At 38.5% G+C, this 17,148-nt stretch carries 17 protein-coding genes, 1 pseudogene and 2 other annotated features; all 18 genes and pseudogenes read left to right on the forward strand.

The genetic code is table 11. From position 1 onward, the window contains the following. The first annotated feature begins 35 nt into the window (after positions 1–35). Positions 36–295: a binding site (T-box leader), on the forward strand. An 81-nt stretch (positions 296–376) separates the two neighbouring features. Continuing rightward, entirely contained in the window at positions 377–3,022 is a 2,646-nt protein-coding gene (locus tag SJW71_RS07735) for a valine--tRNA ligase (protein WP_274793946.1), read from the forward strand. Positions 3,023–3,347: 325 nt separating this feature from the next. Continuing rightward, entirely contained in the window at positions 3,348–4,628 is a 1,281-nt protein-coding gene (locus tag SJW71_RS07740) for a bifunctional folylpolyglutamate synthase/dihydrofolate synthase (RefSeq protein ID WP_319023464.1), read from the forward strand. Then, entirely contained in the window at positions 4,625–5,875 is a 1,251-nt protein-coding gene (locus SJW71_RS07745) for a bifunctional folylpolyglutamate synthase/dihydrofolate synthase (protein WP_431811982.1), read from the forward strand. The genes SJW71_RS07740 and SJW71_RS07745 overlap by 4 nt, the downstream gene beginning before the upstream one ends. 188 nt (positions 5,876–6,063) lie before the next feature. Further along, positions 6,064–6,708, forward strand: coding sequence for a hypothetical protein (locus SJW71_RS07750; protein WP_274793943.1), 645 nt, complete (start codon positions 6,064–6,066; stop codon positions 6,706–6,708). Between the two features lie 98 nt (positions 6,709–6,806). Further along, positions 6,807–7,400, forward strand: coding sequence for a Maf family protein (locus tag SJW71_RS07755; protein WP_322606161.1), 594 nt, complete (start codon positions 6,807–6,809; stop codon positions 7,398–7,400). Positions 7,401–7,427: 27 nt separating this feature from the next. Next, the gene (radC, locus tag SJW71_RS07760) at positions 7,428–8,099 is read left to right on the forward strand and encodes a RadC family protein (protein ID WP_429979844.1); all 672 of its coding nucleotides are present in this window, start codon (positions 7,428–7,430) and stop codon (positions 8,097–8,099) included. 621 nt (positions 8,100–8,720) lie between these two features. Further along, entirely contained in the window at positions 8,721–9,740 is a 1,020-nt protein-coding gene (locus SJW71_RS07765) for a rod shape-determining protein (RefSeq protein ID WP_274793941.1), read from the forward strand. A gap of 13 nt (positions 9,741–9,753) precedes the next feature. Next, positions 9,754–10,667: pseudogene (mreC, locus tag SJW71_RS07770) on the forward strand (rod shape-determining protein MreC). Next, positions 10,667–11,191 carry a rod shape-determining protein MreD gene (gene mreD, locus SJW71_RS07775; protein WP_274793939.1) on the forward strand — a complete coding sequence of 175 codons (525 nt, stop codon included), beginning with the start codon at positions 10,667–10,669 and terminating at the stop codon, positions 11,189–11,191. Before mreC ends, mreD begins: the two are co-directional and overlap by 1 nt. Before the next feature lie 27 nt (positions 11,192–11,218). Further along, complete coding sequence (gene minC / locus SJW71_RS07780) at positions 11,219–11,887, forward strand: septum site-determining protein MinC (RefSeq protein ID WP_274793938.1); 669 nt, start codon at positions 11,219–11,221, stop codon at positions 11,885–11,887. Position 11,888: 1 nt separating this feature from the next. After that, positions 11,889–12,686 carry a septum site-determining protein MinD gene (gene minD / locus SJW71_RS07785; RefSeq protein WP_274793937.1) on the forward strand — a complete coding sequence of 266 codons (798 nt, stop codon included), beginning with the start codon at positions 11,889–11,891 and terminating at the stop codon, positions 12,684–12,686. Between the two features lie 93 nt (positions 12,687–12,779). After that, positions 12,780–13,334 (forward strand): peptidoglycan DD-metalloendopeptidase family protein, encoded by a 555-nt coding sequence (locus SJW71_RS07790; protein ID WP_341386624.1) that lies wholly within the window; start codon positions 12,780–12,782, stop codon positions 13,332–13,334. Next, on the forward strand, positions 13,324–13,935 hold the full coding sequence (locus SJW71_RS07795) for a stage IV sporulation protein FB (RefSeq protein WP_274793935.1): 612 nt from the start codon (positions 13,324–13,326) through the stop codon (positions 13,933–13,935). The genes SJW71_RS07790 and SJW71_RS07795 overlap by 11 nt, the downstream gene beginning before the upstream one ends. Before the next feature lie 45 nt (positions 13,936–13,980). Further along, positions 13,981–14,059: a sequence feature (ribosomal protein L21 leader region), on the forward strand. A gap of 14 nt (positions 14,060–14,073) precedes the next feature. Further along, positions 14,074–14,382 carry a 50S ribosomal protein L21 gene (gene rplU / locus SJW71_RS07800; protein WP_274793934.1) on the forward strand — a complete coding sequence of 103 codons (309 nt, stop codon included), beginning with the start codon at positions 14,074–14,076 and terminating at the stop codon, positions 14,380–14,382. A gap of 16 nt (positions 14,383–14,398) precedes the next feature. Then, positions 14,399–14,755, forward strand: coding sequence for a ribosomal-processing cysteine protease Prp (locus tag SJW71_RS07805; RefSeq protein ID WP_274793933.1), 357 nt, complete (start codon positions 14,399–14,401; stop codon positions 14,753–14,755). Further along, a complete protein-coding gene (rpmA, locus tag SJW71_RS07810) occupies positions 14,752–15,051 on the forward strand; it encodes a 50S ribosomal protein L27 (RefSeq protein WP_024363181.1) in 300 nt (99 codons plus the stop codon). The genes SJW71_RS07805 and rpmA overlap by 4 nt, the downstream gene beginning before the upstream one ends. Before the next feature lie 270 nt (positions 15,052–15,321). Further along, complete coding sequence (locus SJW71_RS07815) at positions 15,322–15,849, forward strand: Spo0B domain-containing protein (protein ID WP_341386623.1); 528 nt, start codon at positions 15,322–15,324, stop codon at positions 15,847–15,849. A gap of 5 nt (positions 15,850–15,854) precedes the next feature. Continuing rightward, positions 15,855–17,144, forward strand: a complete 1,290-nt coding sequence (gene obgE, locus SJW71_RS07820) for a GTPase ObgE (protein ID WP_274793931.1) — start codon at positions 15,855–15,857, stop codon at positions 17,142–17,144. Positions 17,145–17,148: the final 4 nt, after the last annotated feature.

Raw genomic sequence — 17,148 nt, forward strand, 5'->3', positions numbered from 1 at the left:
GACACGTTTCTGCGGTACAATAAGGAAAATCAAATACAGATGCTATGATGGGGAAGAGTAAATTATATTTACATTTTCAGAGAGGAAACGGTTGCTGAGAAGTTTCTATTTGTACGTAATTGAAGGTAGCCCTTGAGCAGCTTTAGTGAACTAATAGTAGTTAAAGCCGGTTAAACACCGTTACCGAATTAAGAGCCAGTAATTTAGGCTGAGAAAATGTGATTTATTTACATTTATCTTATCTACTGCTGGAATTAAAGGTGGTACCGCGAACTAAAACTCCTTCGTCCTTTTTGACGAGAGGAGTTTTTTTGTTGGGTAAAAAAATGAACAGCGTTATTTTACCAACATTCTACAGACATTAGGAGGAGTCAATATGACAGAAAACATTTCAATGCCAACAAAATATGACCCGCAGTCCATAGAAGCAGGTCGCTATGAATGGTGGTTGCAAGGGAAATTTTTCGAGGCACAGCCTGAAAGCGGGAAAAAACCCTATTCAATCGTTATTCCACCACCAAATGTAACAGGAAAATTACACCTTGGTCACGCTTGGGATACAACATTACAAGATATTCTTATTCGTATGAAACGAATGCAAGGCTACGATGCACTATGGCTACCAGGTATGGACCATGCAGGTATTGCCACTCAAGCTAAAGTAGAAGCGAAACTGCGTGAAGATAATATTACACGTTATGATTTAGGTCGTGAAAAATTCCTTGAAAAAACATGGGAATGGAAAGAAGAATATGCTGGACATATTCGCGATCAATGGGCAAAGCTTGGCCTTGGATTAGACTATACGCGTGAACGTTTCACATTAGATAGTGGTCTTTCAGATGCTGTTAAAACAGTGTTTGTTCAATTATATGAAAAAGGTTTAATTTACCGTGGTGAACGCATTATTAACTGGGACCCTGCAGCGAAAACAGCATTGTCAGATATCGAGGTAATATACCAGGATGTGCAAGGTGCCTTTTACCATATGAAATATCCTTTAGCTGATGGTTCAGGATATGTGGAAGTTGCCACAACACGTCCAGAAACAATGCTAGGTGACTCTGGGGTAGCAGTTCACCCGAATGATGAGCGCTATAAGCATTTAATTGGTAAAACGGTTATTTTACCGATTGTAGGCCGCGAAATTCCAATTGTTGCAGACGATTACGTTGACATGGAATTTGGTACTGGGGTTGTTAAAATGACTCCTGCCCATGATCCAAACGACTTTGAAGTAGGTAACCGTCACAATCTAGAGCGCATCCTTGTCATGAATGAAGATGGCACAATGAACGATCTTGCTGGTAAGTATAAAGGAATGGACCGTTTCGAATGCCGTAAGCAAATCGTTGCTGATTTACAAGAAGCAGGCGTGCTAATCCGAATTGAAGAGCATATGCATTCAGTAGGACACTCGGAACGTTCAGGTGCTGTTGTTGAGCCATATCTTTCAGCACAATGGTTCGTTAAAATGCAGCCACTTGCTGATGCTTCCCTTGAACTACAAAAGGACGCAGAAGGGAAAGTAAACTTCGTACCAGCTCGTTTTGAAAACACATATTCTCGCTGGATGGAAAATATTCGTGATTGGTGTATCTCTCGTCAATTATGGTGGGGTCATCAAATCCCAGCTTGGTATCATAATGAAACAGGCGAAATCTACGTAGGGAAAGAAGCCCCAGCTGATGCAGAAAATTGGACACAGGATGAAGATGTCCTAGATACTTGGTTCTCATCTGCACTATGGCCGTTTTCTACAATGGGCTGGCCGGATGAAGCGAATGAAGAATATAAACGCTATTACCCAACAAATACACTTGTAACGGGCTATGATATTATTTTCTTCTGGGTATCTCGCATGATTTTCCAAGGTTTAGAATTCACAGGTCAACGGCCATTCCAAGATGTATTAATTCACGGCTTAGTACGTGATGGCGAAGGACGTAAAATGAGTAAATCACTTGGCAATGGTGTTGATCCAATGGATGTTATTGAACAATATGGTGCTGATTCATTACGTTACTTCTTAGCAACAGGTTCATCACCTGGTCAAGATTTGCGCTATACAACCGAAAAAGTAGAATCAGTATGGAACTTTGCTAATAAGATTTGGAATGCATCACGTTTTGCGCTTATGAATATGGACGGTATGACATTTGATGAAATCGACTTAACAGGTGAAAAATCCGTTGCTGACAAATGGATCTTAACGCGCTTAAATGAGACTATCGAACGTGTAACTTCTCTTGCAGAACGCTATGAATTTGGAGAAGTAGGCCGTGAACTTTACAATTTCATTTGGGATGATTTCTGTTCTTGGTACATTGAAATGGCGAAATTACCACTTTACGGTGAGGATGAAGCAGCTAAAAAGACAACTCGTTCTATTTTAGCTTACGTTCTAGATCAAACAATGCGTCTATTACATCCATTTATGCCATTCATTACAGAGGAAATTTGGCAGCACTTACCGCATGATGGTGAATCTATTACTGTGGCTGCATGGCCAACAGTACGTGAGGACCTTCATTTTGCTGATGAAGCAGATAATATGAAGCTCCTAATGGATATTATACGTTCAGTACGTAATATTCGTGCGGAAGTGAACACACCAATGAGCAAAAAAGTACCGTTATTTATTTCAGCAAAAGATGCTGCAACAGTGGCGGTTCTTGAGGCGAATAAAGCTTATTTAGAAAAATTCTGTAATCCTGATACACTAACAATTGGTGAAGGCTTAGAAGCGCCAGGTCAATCAATGACGGCAGTTGTGACAGGAGCACAAGTTTTCTTACCACTTGTTGGACTTATTAACCTAGAGGAAGAAATCGCTCGCCTTGAAAAAGAGTTAGAGAAATGGGCAAAAGAAGTGAAGCTTGTTACAGGTAAGCTATCAAATGAGAAATTTGTATCGAAAGCACCTGAAGCATTAGTGAATGCAGAGCGTGAAAAATTAGCGGATTATGAAAGTAAACATGCCGTTGTTTTAAAACGTTTAGAAGAGTTAAAAAATATGTAAGCTAGAAGCAATGGATGAGGAAAGTCATCCATTGCTTTTTTTGTGCGGCTTAGGAAAAACATATAGTGTTATTTACAATAATCTTTGGATTTATATATCAATACTAAAAAGAACTTCCACTGATAAATAATGACGTCAAATTATTTTAGACAATATGGGTGCTTTTCTAGATGCTCACCAGATGCATAAACAAAAGAGAGTGCTAACATGCAGTCGCTCACTGCGTGTTTTTTAGAGTTTTGACATTTAGCTATGTTATTAAATGATACTTGTACTAAAATAAAGGTATTGCAGTAAGAGGGAGTGTTTTCTATTGTTTAACACAATGAAGGAATGTACAAAATTTATCTTTACTTTAAAAGCAGTTGATCATAAACGTCAGCCTCTTGTACTCATGCGGGAAGTACTAGCTCATTTGAACAATCCACAAGACAAACTACGCGTTATCCATGTGGCCGGTTCAAATGGCAAAGGTTCAACAGTCAATGCACTAAGAGAAATGCTACAACATGCAGGTTACAAAGTAGGAGCATTTACGTCCCCGCATTTAGAGCGAGTTAATGAACGTATAACCATTAATGGCGTACAAATCTCTGATGAACAATTTTTATACTATTTCAATCAAGTTGCCGAAATAATAGAAGAGCAATACAATGGAGATTTTCCGAGCTTCTTTGAAGTAGTGACATTAATAATGTTCCAATATTTTGCCGATCGAGAAGTAGATTTAGCGCTTATTGAAACAGGTCTTGGAGGACGTTTAGATGCAACAAATGTTGTAACACCACTTTTAGCCATCATTACAACAATCTCTCTTGAACATACAGCATTTTTAGGTGACACATTTGCAAAGGTTGCTGCCGAAAAAGCTGGAATCATCAAGGATGGCGTACCTGTTGTCGTTGGTGTGGAGCATGAGGAGGCATTGGCTGTCATAAAAGCTACATCAGAAGAACGACATGCACCGTGCTTTATTTTAGGGCAAGATTTCAAGGTTTCCTCTATTTCCCAAAATACAGACTTTCAGCAATTTACATATGAAAGAGAACAGTTCAGGATGTCAAATATATCCTTAAAAATGGCTGGCCCTCATCAAATTAGTAATGCAAGTCTTGCGATAACGGCTATGCTCATCTTACGTGAGGAAGGAGCAATCACCATTGCTGACGATTCAATACGTCACGGTCTACGTCGTGCGCAATGGGCAGGACGCTTTGAACAATGGCCTAATCATATAATTCTAGATGGGGCGCATAATTCCGAAGGTACAGCTGCCCTTATTAAAACACTAGAAGGAGTCTATCCGCAAAAAAAATATCACTTTATTTATGCTGCATTAGCAGATAAGGATCATGCCAACAGCATTGCGTTAATGGATGCCGTTGCAACTTCTATTGCTTTTACACAAATAAATTTACCAAATGCGATGGATGCCGAAAGCTTAGCGATATTGTCAACAAATCCTAATAAACGACATCATCAAGAATGGCAACATACCGTTCAAACAGTCTTACATGAGAGACATAAAGAAGATATTGTGGTGATTACAGGTTCTTTATACTTTATAGCGGAAGTTCGACAATGGCTACAGGGGGATGGACAATGATACCAAGCTTTGATCATTATAAAGTGAAGTGGCAAGTCGAAAGTGATGATGTCATTAAACCTGGTCTAGCGGCCATTGAACAAGCTTTGTCTCTAGTAGGTAATCCGCAACAAACATTGCGTGTTGTCCATTTAGCTGGCTCTAATGGGAAGGGCTCTACATTAACCTTCCTAGAGGCCATTGCTCAAGAACATGGATTACGAGTGGGTAAATTTATGTCACCTTGTATAGTTGATGTTCATGATCAAATTCAAGTAAATGGTCAAGCTATTTCAGCTACTGAAATGGACCGAGTATTTCAACAAATGCAGCAAGCAGGACTTAGTGGGAAATTAACAGATTTTGAGCTCTTAACGGTAGTAGCCTTTTTACATTTTGTAAATAAGAAGGTGGATATCGCGTTGATTGAAGCGGGTATGGGTGGTTTATTGGATAGCACGAATGTCGTAACACCGATTGCTTCAATTATCCCGAGCATAGCTTTAGAACATACAAAGTTTTTAGGGGATACACTTGAAAGTATTGCCCATCACAAAGCGGGGATTATTAAACAACATTGCCCGGTCATTATTGGTGAATTACCAGACGAAGCGAAGCGTGTTGTTTATAATAAAGCTTCTGACAAAAGAGCCGCTGTTTTTGAATTAGGCCATCATTTTGCGATTATGGCCACTCCTGATGGGGAATGCTATACGAATGAAGCCCAACATTGCCAAATTTCAAACCTAACACGTTCCATGAAAGGTGGACATCAGGCAAATAATATGGCACTAGCTATCACAGCGTTTTTTGAAGTGGCTTCTGTTTTAAATGTATCGATCAATCATTCAGCCATTAGACAAGCGGTGCAAAATGCCTCGATTTTAGGACGTTTTGAAGAAATAATGCCTTTTATTATTTTGGATGGTGCTCATAATCCAGCAAGTGCAGAAAAATTAGTAGAAACGATTAAGAATGAGTTTCCTAGTGAACCGATCACATTTGTCATTGGTATACTAGCAGATAAAGATGTTCAGCAGATTTTACAAATTTTTGAGCAGGTTAGTGATGATTTTTATTTTGTTGATTTTGACAATCCACGTGCCATGACTGCGCAAAAAATGCTAGAGCTTTCTAATGCAACTTCAAAGACCGTCCTAGTTGATTATGCCTCCTTTTTACAGGCACAATCACAGAGCAAGCAAAGAACGGTTGTATCTGGCTCGTTATATTTATTAACAGCTGTCCGTAATAGATTAAAAGAATGAAAAGACTAGGGCTCTTGAGAGAGGGTCCTAGTTTTTTTATATATACTAGCAAACCTAGTTATGTATCAAAAAACAATAATTTCGCATTTACACTTCATAACCTACATATACTTATATCATATTGAATCATAGTATGTTTGAAAAAGTTACTCGTAGGATAGATAGGTGGAAGGATGAGGTGAAGATGAATGAAAATTGTCAATCATGTGATGAAAAAACAAATATTTCGAGCAATGATTATAGGTGGATTTGTTGGTCTATTAGGGGTAGCTATTTTTTTGGGTGCTTTACAAGCGAGTACGCAATTACCATTAAAGAAAAACGGTAGTGAAGTGGCAAATAATCAATCACAATCAGAGACGATTCCAACTGCCGGTGAGACAAGCAATACATCGAATGCATCGATGTTTTTTGCTAGCCAAGCAGGCGTCTACTCAAATTATGAGAGTGCCAGTTCATTCGTTGCAGAGTACCCTGCGTTAAAAGAGAGCGCAATTGTTCAAGTTGATGGGAAATTTTATGTATGGACAAGCATGGTGACTGAAGAAAGTCAGCTTGAATTTTTACAGGAACCTGCAACATTTAAAAAAGCCTTTAGTGTTAGTGGTGAAAGTTGTAAGGAGCCCACACTTGCGGAAATACCTGCAGCTTTAGCAGATAAAAATGCCACAAAATTAAATTTTAAGGAAAAAGGAAAAGATTCCACATTACCTGAGGATTGGCAATCTATTGGTGCGGCAGCCTCTACTATTTCCAACGATCTTAATATCATCCGCTTGCACGTTTTTTCTCATTATCAATCGAAGAATACGTGTCTACAGGTTAAATTTTAATCATAAAACATAGCGAAATCCTCGTTATCTTGATTTTTAAAAAATTTTCAAATAGCCCATTCTTCGCTATCATAAGGATAAGGAGGAATGGTCAGATAATGTTGAAAACAAATCATAAGCTTATACTTGCTTCTGCTTCACCTAGACGGAAGGAATTGCTTGGCATGTTAGCTCTTCCATTTGAGGTTATGACAAGTAAAGTGGAAGAAACAAGTGTACGAGCAGAAACCATGCAGGATTATGTAAAAGGAGTAGCTTTATTAAAGACACGCGATGTAGCCAAAAAAGCATCAGAAGCCACGATTATTGGCGCGGATACAATCGTAGTGTACGACAATGAGCTACTACATAAGCCAAAATCTCGTGAGGAAGCTATTTCTCACTTACAACGTCTATCAGACAATAAGCATGTTGTGATGACGGCTGTAGCCATTATTGAGCCAAGTGGTCAGGAAACTGTTTTTGTGGAAGAAACTACAGTTGTTTTTCACCAATTAACACAAAAACTAATCGAAGCATATGTAGATTCTGGTGATCCATTTGATAAAGCTGGTGGATATGGCATTCAAACAATCGGTACATTATTAGTTAAACGAATTGAAGGAGATTATAACAATGTTGTAGGTCTACCACTTGCAGCTTTGTTTTCGCAATTGGTAGCGCTACGAATAGTCCAATTTGCGAAGGAGTGAGTATGTTTGCTAGAAGTACCAACTTTAATGATACGTGATGTCAATATGGAGGATCGTCCCCGTGAACGGCTACTACGGCAAGGGGCTGAAAGTTTGTCTAACCAAGAGCTACTTGCTATTTTGTTAAGGACAGGCACAAAGGAAGAATCTGTGCTAGTTCTTGCCAATAGAGTTTTAAATGTTTTTGAACGACTACACCATCTGAAGCACGCAACCATCGAAGAAATGGTGGCCATTAAAGGAATAGGAGAGGTAAAAGCTATTCAATTATTAGCAGCCATTGAACTTGGAAGACGTCTGGCTCAGAAGCATAATGATGAAAAATTTACTATTCGCTCTCCACAAGATGCAGCGGCCTATTTAATGCCTGATATGACTTCGCTTAATCAGGAACATTTTGTCGTTCTGTTTTTAAATATCAAGAATCAAATTATTCATAAACAAACGATTTTTATTGGCAGTTTAAATGCCTCCATCGTACATCCTAGGGAAATTTTTCGTGAAGCTGTCAAGAGATCTGCTGCTTCAATTATTTGTGCCCATAATCACCCTAGTGGAGTTCCAACGCCAAGTACGGAGGATATTGAAGTTACGAAGCGTATCGTTGAAGCTGGTTATATTATCGGCATTGAATTAATCGATCATGTTATTATTGGTGATCATCAATTTATTAGTTTGAAGGAAAAAGGATATTTTTAACTCTGCATGTATTGTGCAGAGTTTTTTGCTTTCGGTAGGAGGGGCTAGCAATACCTAATGATTACATCATGTAAGTCAGCTAAAAAATCTGTGCAATAATAACATCAAAGTGAGAATGATAGGTAGTCATAAAATTTTTGTATTTTTTTGTGGTATATTGGCGAACCTTTTTCCTTACAAATCGTTAATGTATTCATAGAAACTCTATTATCTTCACAAAAATTGGTAGCCTGATACACATTGTTTTATGAGAATAAAAATTATATGCTAATCTATACGTACTATTTTTAGTTTAAGAGGGAATTAAAATAGTATCTTTTCTGTGAGATGGAGTATGTGGCACTACAAATTCTTGCGTTATTCCGTTATAATGAAAGGTATGAATTTTATCTTTATTCAGGAAGGACTCCCATCGAAAATTGGTGGTGAGGTGAATGAGTGTGTAGTTTTTTCGTGGTGTGAATCACCGGCTGATGAAGATAAACAATTTGACGGATGTTATGGATTTTGAGAGGAGTCAATTGTGTAGATACACTACACAATTCAATTTTCCTATACATTGTCGTCAAAGATAATGGATGTCAACGAAAGTATGGCTTATATAGAAAGGGAGTACACAATTTGTTTGGACTAGGAAGTAAAGATGTCGGGATTGACCTCGGCACAGCGAATACATTAGTGTTTATTAAAGGAAAGGGAATCGTTTTACGTGAACCTTCAGTGGTAGCAAAAAATACAAAAACAGGAGATATCGTTGCCGTTGGTAATGATGCGAAAAATATGATTGGTCGTACACCTGGCTCAATCGTAGCAATTCGCCCAATGAAAGATGGTGTTATTGCTGATTTCGATATTACAACAGCAATGATTGAGTATTATTTAAAAGAAGCATGTAAAAACTCCGGCGGTAACTGGAAAAAACCAAATGTTATGATTTGTGTGCCGTACGGTATTACATCAGTTGAACAACGTGCGGTTATTGATGCTGCTCGACAAGCCGGTGCAAAAGAGGCTTTCACAATCGAAGAGCCATTTGCAGCAGCGATCGGTTCTAATCTACCTGTATGGGATCCTACTGGCTCAATGGTTGTTGATATCGGTGGTGGTACAACAGAAGTTGCAGTTATTTCATTAGGTGGTATTGTAACAAGTGAATCTGTACGTGTTGGTGGGGATGCTATGGACCAATCTATCATCTCATATATTCGTAAAACGTATAATTTAACAATTGGTGAACGTACAGCAGAAGCTGTGAAAATGGAAATTGGTACTGCCTTAGCAGAAGGTTCAGAGGAAAAAATGGAAATTAGAGGACGTGACCTGTTAACTGGTTTACCGAAGACAATTGAAATTTCTTCACAGGAAATTTCTGAATCATTACGTGAAGCTGTTGCATCTATAATTGATGGTGTTCGAAAAACATTAGAACAAACTCCTCCTGAATTGTCTGCTGACGTTATGGAACGCGGAATTGTTTTAACTGGTGGTGGTGCGCTATTAACTAACTTGGACAAAGTGATTAGCCAAGAAACAAACATGCCAGTATTTATCGCGGAAGATCCGTTAGACTGTGTAGCAATCGGTACAGGTAAGGCTTTAGATCATATCGACTTAATTCGTCAACAACAAGTTAAAGGGTAAGGGGGTTTAGGCAATGCCACACTTTTTTTCAATAAGAAAGTAATTTTGCTGCTCGTAGGCATGGTATTTCTTGTGGCATTGATTAGCTTCTCATTACGTGATCGGACGAATGCAACTTTACCAGAGCAAATTATTAAAGATACTGTCGGCGTCGCACAATCAATTGTTGCGAAGCCGGCAAATTATATTAATGGCATTTTTAATAATATTGACTCCCTCTTAAACACGTACGAAGAAAATAAACGTTTAAAAGCACGCTTAGAAGATTTTGCAGTTGTACAAGCTGAGGCTACGGATTTAAAATCAGAGAATAGCAAGCTTCGAGAGCTATTGGGTAAAACTGAGAGCTTAAAAGCATTTAATCCAATTCATGCAACAGTGATTGCTAGAAATCCTGACCAATGGGAAGAGAAAATTATTTTAGATAAAGGGTCTTCTCATGGAGTTCAAAAGAATATGGCAGTTATGACGGCGAAAGGACTAGTTGGTAAGATTACACTAGTAACACCTTTCACATCTGAGGTAGAGCTTTTATATACAAATAATCCAAACTATCGTGTATCTGCGATGGTGTTAGGAGAAAAAGAAGCATACGGTTTAATCGAGGGCTTTGATGAAGAACGTAATGAACTCATTATGAAGCGAATCGATTCTAGCAAGAAGGTTAAGGAAGGCGAGCAAGTAGTTTCTTCAGGGCTTGGTGGAATTTTCCCTAAAGGTGTCCCGATTGGAGAAATTACAGAAGTTAGTACAGATGATCATGGCTTAACGAAAATGGCTTATGTCAAACCATCTGCTGAGTTTTCAATTTTAGAGCATGTCGTGATTGCAAAGCGTACGTCAACAGCTATTGATGGCTCAGATGGCAATGCAACAAATAAGGATTTATCGAATCCGCCAGAGGCGAATAAAGAGGAGGCGGAGTGATGGTTCGATTTCTCATTCCCTCTGTGGCGGTTTTACTGTTCTTAGTAGAACCAGAGTTTGCCATGCTTTCCCCAATTGAAATTAAAGGGGAAGTCTATTATCTGATACCGCGTTTTTTAATCTTATATTTAATTTTTATATCCATCTATTACAGCCGTCAACGTGCGGTAATGTATGGACTTTTTTTTGGTGTCTTGTATGATGTCTTTTACATTGATATTATTGGATTATATTCAGTACTTTATCCACTTATTTGTTTTTTAGCAGGGTCTATCGTGAAAGTTATACATCAGCACTTAGTTGTGACAACGACAATTTCAGTTGTTCTAGTAGCAATTTTAGAATTTATACTCTATCAATTCTTCTTCTTAATCGATTTTACAGCAATACCTTTAGCGGATTTCTTACGTTCACGACTATTGCCAACAATCATTGCCAATGCTTTATTTTTAATGATTCTTGGTTGGGCCTTCAAATATCTAATTAATGCGCGTGTCTTACAGAGAGCACGTGAAGTTTCTTAATAAAGAACAACGTGAGGTGAGGCATTCATGAAAAAACAGTTAGTTAATATGAAGGGAACGAAGGACGGTTTTGTACTACGCCTAGACGACCAATGTGCGTATGGCGAGTTAGTGGAAGAATTAAAGAAAAAAGTTTTAGAAGGCGGTATCGATGGTAAAGTAGATGTACAATTATACTTAGGCTATCGATACTGTACTGATGACCAAATTAATGAATTGATCAAAATTGTCGAAGAAACAGAGCAACTTATTGTATCAAAGGTGCAAAGTGAAGTACTGACTGTCCATGAAAGCAACCAGAAAATGATTGAAAGTCAACAAGATACATATATTGGCGTGGTCAGATCAGGACAAATTCTGCGTTCGTCAGGAGACATTATCATCGTTGGAAATGTAAATCCGAATGGTCGTGTAGAGGCTGGTGGTAATGTATATGTCCTAGGTAAATTGAAAGGGATTGCACATGCAGGCGTGCATGGTAATAAAGAAGCCATCATTGCGGCATCTCGATTCGAAGCCACACATATCATGATTGCCGATCAAGCTCAGGCAATGTCAGATGAACATGTAAAAGCGATGAATCAAGCAGAAATGACTTGTGCTTTTATTGGCTACGATGGACGGATTACGTACGATCAAATTCATGCCTTAAAAAATATTCGACCATTGTTAAATGTGTCTAAGGGAGGAAGCTAGTGTGGGAGAAGCGATCGTCATAACTTCAGGTAAAGGCGGTGTCGGTAAAACAACGACAACGGCTAACCTTGGGACTGCATTGGCTCTACAAGGTAAAAAAGTATGTTTAGTCGATACAGATATTGGCCTGCGTAATTTAGATGTAATTTTAGGCCTAGAAAATCGTATTATTTATGACCTAGTTGATGTGGTGGAAGGACGCTGCAAAATTCACCAAGCATTAATTAAGGATAAGCGCGTAGATGAAAAACTATTTTTATTACCTGCTGCTCAAACAACAGATAAAAATGCTGTTACCCCAGAGCAAATGAAGAGCTTAGTAGAGGAATTGAAAAGAGATTATGATTATGTGTTAATTGACTGTCCTGCTGGTATAGAACAAGGCTATCGTAATGCCGTTGCTGGTGCAGATCATGCGATTGTTGTCACAACACCTGAGATTTCTGCTGTTCGTGATGCGGATCGAATTATCGGTTTACTTGAGCAAGAGGAAATTACAGCACCTAAACTAATCATTAACCGTATACGACAACATATGATGAAGAGCGGTGACACATTGGATGTCAATGAAATTACAACCCATCTATCTATTGATTTATTAGGTATTATTGTAGATAGTGAAGGAGTAATTTCTTCTTCAAATAAAGGGGAGCCAATCGTCATGGACCCATCCAATAAAGCATCATTAGGCTATCGAAATATCGCTCGTCGTATTTTAGGTGAATCGGTGCCTTTGATGGCTATTCAAGACGAGCAAAGAGGAATGTTTTCTAAACTTAAAGCGCTATTTTCAAAATAAATTAAAACCTTTTCGTGCAATTGTACGAGAAGGTTTTTTCTTGTGCATGTTTGGACATGCAATCTCATATAGTGTGGAAAAAAGGATGAGAGCTTGTTTAAAAAATGGAAATGGTTCGTCACGATATTACTTGTGGCAGCAATTATGCTTGTAATTCGTTTAGAGGATCAGGGTGTAGTGGATACACCTGTTCGGAAGCTTGTGACAACCTCTGCTGATTTAACGTATTTAAGTGAGCTCGGGCAAAGCTGGTTCGAAAAAGAAAAAGAGACGATCATGGTATCTAGTGATGTAGGGCAAGCAGATCTTTTAACATTTGCCAACGCCCAAGTTTTTAAAGAAGGCTATTTATTGCAGTATGATGTAGGTTTGCCAGTCTATGCTGGTCAGACAGGCTTAGTTGTTTTTACTGGACATACAAAGTATACAGGTAAGACCATGACCATTAGTTACGAAGATGGTACAACAGTATCTTATGGGATGCTAGATAGTTTAGCACAACTACCTTATACATCTATTCAAGCAAATGATTTAATTGGCATGAAAGAAGCGGGTCAACTTTATCTTTCCATTGAAAAGGGAGATACCCATTACGATTTAGAGCAAATTGTACAATGGCTCGAAATGTCGGAGACCAATGAAGATTAAATTACATCTTCTGTGCATCCCTCTTGTGTTTGTCATGATTTTGAGTGGGCAATTAGCTTATTACGCCATTATATTATTTTCATTGTTATGGCACGAGGCAGGGCACTTAATTGCAGCATTATTGTGCGGTGTCAAGGTGAAATCATGCGTCATTACACCATATGGGGGAGAAATTCAATTTGAAAATCCAGCGGTTGTGCAAGCGTCGTCACTCCTATGGATTGCATTAGGAGGACCAATCGCTACCATTATTGGGATTGGCCTCGCTTTTTTTATGCCTGAACTACTTGCTACTAGACTTATAAGCGTGCAACTAGTGTTATTGGCTGTAAATATTGTTCCTATCATACCGTTAGATGGGGGGAGAATATTTTTAGCCTGGCTCTTTTTACATCACCCAAGAGCTCAGTTGGTGGAAAGTTATTATTGGCTATCCTTCATCGTTTCGACTATACTTTTATTCATCACGTTGCTTTTTTTGCCACAATCTATTTTTTTAGCAATTATCATTTTATTTATTTGGCTTCAAGCATGGAAAGAATGGCATTATCGAAAATATCGAATAGCCTTTGAAAAATATGTTATGAATAGATTGACTTAAAATAAATCATGTGGTAATATTTTAATGTTATTGTTTGTAGCACCCGTGCTACTACAACCGCTCTGGAAAGGTTTAAGTATCTGATAGGATCACCTTTATTAAACAGGCGAGTCTGAGTCTAAGAGGAGGTGCAGTAAAATGTACGCAATTATTGAAACTGGTGGTAAACAAATCAAAGTAGAAGCTGGTCAAGAAATCTATGTTGAAAAATTAGGCGTAGAAGCTGACGAGGTTGTAACTTTTGATAAAGTTTTATTCGTAGGTGGCGAAAACGTTAAAGTTGGCGCTCCATTCGTAGAAGGCGCTACTGTAACAGCTAAAGTTGTGAAAGAAGGCCGTGCGAAAAAAATCGTTGTTTTCAAAATGAAAGCTAAAAAGAACTACCGTCGTAAACAAGGTCACCGTCAACCTTACACAAAATTAGTTGTTGAAGCAATCAACGCTTAATTGTGAGGTGTAGCGAATGATACAAGTTACGATTCATCACGATGAAAATAGACATGTGTCAGCATTCGAATTTTCAGGACATGCTGGTTACGATGAATCTGGCAAAGATTTAGTATGTGCAGGAGCGTCGACTATTGCCATTGGTACAGTCAATGCTATTTATGCATTATTACAGATTCAACCAGAAATCGAACAAGCAGCTGAAGGTGGAGGCTATCTGAAGGTAGATTTACCATTAGATTTAGAGCCTGAAATAGATGCAAAACTACAGTTAATTGTTCAAGTAATGACTGCCCAAGTGTATTCTATGGTGCAAAATTACGGACAATACATCCAAATCAACTACAACCAAGTAGGAGGTGGAACTCGATGAAATTATTATTAGCATTAGACCTTCAACTTTTCGCATCGAAAAAAGGGGTTGGTTCTACTAAAAACGGACGTGACTCTGAGTCTAAACGACTTGGTGCTAAACGTGCTGATGGCCAATTCGTAACTGGTGGTTCAATTCTTTACCGTCAACGCGGTACAAAAATTTACCCAGGTACAAACGTAGGTCGTGGTGGTGACGATACACTATTTGCTAAAGTTGACGGCGTTGTGAAATTCGAACGTTTAGGTCGCGATCGCAAACAAGTATCTGTATACCCAGCAACACAAGAAGCTTAATCTTTTATAAGATAACATAAAGCGGAGGACTGCATTTATTGCAGTCCTTTTTTTGGCTAAATTTCAATGACTTTTAGTACATGTTTTTATGAAAGCATAGTAACTGGTACAGAAGTCTCCCTCTTCTATAGGTGATGAGAAGAATGTAGTTTATCACGTTAACTTCTCAATCGAAACATATTATGCTAAGGCATAATTGAATAAAGAATTAGGGAAAATTACAGCAAAACTTGTTATACTAGTAAGGATAACTTTATTGGAGTGAATGGGATGAACAATCAATCACTAACCATTAGTGAAGTATTACGTTTTGCAAATCATGATTATGTGAATCAACTGCAACTGATTCGCATGAATTTAGATTTAGGTAGAATTGATGAAACAAAGGAACTTATTCAGCATTATTCAGAACAACTAAGAGTGTTTTCTATCCTCAATCGACTACAATTACCACAAACAATAGAATGGCTACAAACAGCAGGATGGCGTTATCCATCATTAGTATGGAAGCTAAGCGGTGAGATAAAAAAGCCTGTGACCAATGATATTGATCAGGAAGTTGTAGATTATTTAAACAAAACAGTTTTGCATGTTTATGATACATTAGATCCGTTTACAGAGCAGATCCTAACGCTTGATGTACGTGTTGACGATCATACATTTGCCGTGACATTCACGCTAAATGGGTTATGGAGTGCTGATGCATTCACCGAAAAAGGTTTGAAACAATTCGACATTCAAACAATTGAGCAGTCAAATACGCGCTGGCAATATGTCTTGAGTGCAAATAGGGAGTGAACTAAATGTTTGTCGATCACGTAAAAATTTATGTTAAAGGTGGCGACGGCGGAGACGGTATGGTAGCCTTTCGTCGTGAAAAATATGTACCCAATGGTGGTCCAGCAGGTGGCGATGGTGGACATGGTGGTAATGTAGTATTTGAAGTAGACGAAGGTCTCCGTACATTAATGGACTTCCGTTACAAACGCCATTTTAAGGCTCCTCGTGGTGAACATGGGATGAGTAAAGGCATGCATGGTAAAAATGCTGATGATTTAATTATTAAAGTGCCACCAGGAACAGTGGTTATCAATGAGGAAACGAACGCTGTCATTGCCGATTTAGTCGAGCACCAACAAAGAGCTATTATTGCAAAAGCAGGACGCGGTGGCCGTGGGAATTCAAGATTTGCCACACCTGCTAACCCAGCGCCAGAACTTTCTGAAAAAGGTGAGCCAGGACAAGAATTAAATGTTATATTAGAGTTAAAAGTTTTAGCAGATGTAGGGTTAGTAGGTTTCCCAAGTGTTGGTAAATCAACGCTTTTATCTGTTGTTTCTGCAGCTAAACCAAAAATTGGTGCTTATCATTTTACAACCATTGTACCGAATTTAGGGATGATTGAAACAGATGATCACCGAAGCTTTGCGATGGCAGATTTACCGGGGCTAATCGAAGGAGCACACGAAGGGGTAGGATTAGGCCATCAATTTTTAAGACATATTGAGCGTACACGGGTTATTGTTCATGTCATTGATATGTCAGGAATGGAAGGCCGCGATCCGTATGAGGATTATTTAACAATCAATGAAGAACTGAAACAATATAATCTTCGTTTAACAGAGCGTCCACAAATTATTGTTGCCAATAAAATGGATATGCCAGATGCAGAAGAAAACTTAGCGGAATTCCGCCAAAAGGTCGGAGAGGAAGTACAAATCTTCCCGATTTCTGCTATTTCACGTCAAGGGTTAAAAGAGCTTCTATTTGCCATTGCGGATCTATTAGAAGTAACGCCTGAATTCCCTCTATATGATGACTTAGAGGAGCAATCAGAGGCAACAGTCATGTACAAGCATGAAGCAAAAGGCGAAGATTTCGAAATTACTCGTGATGATGATGGTACCTTTATTATTAGTGGTTATGCGATTGAACGTTTATTTAAAATGACAGACTTTAGCCGTGAAGATGGAATTCGTCGTTTTGCTCGACAATTGCGTGCAATGGGTGTGGACGAGGCTCTTCGAGAACGTGGAGCACAAGATGGCGATACAGTACGCCTACAAGAGTTTGAATTTGAATTTGTCGATTAAGACA

Source organism: Lysinibacillus sp. FW12 (genome assembly GCF_050817245.1).
Lineage (GTDB): Bacteria > Bacillota > Bacilli > Bacillales_A > Planococcaceae > Lysinibacillus > Lysinibacillus irui.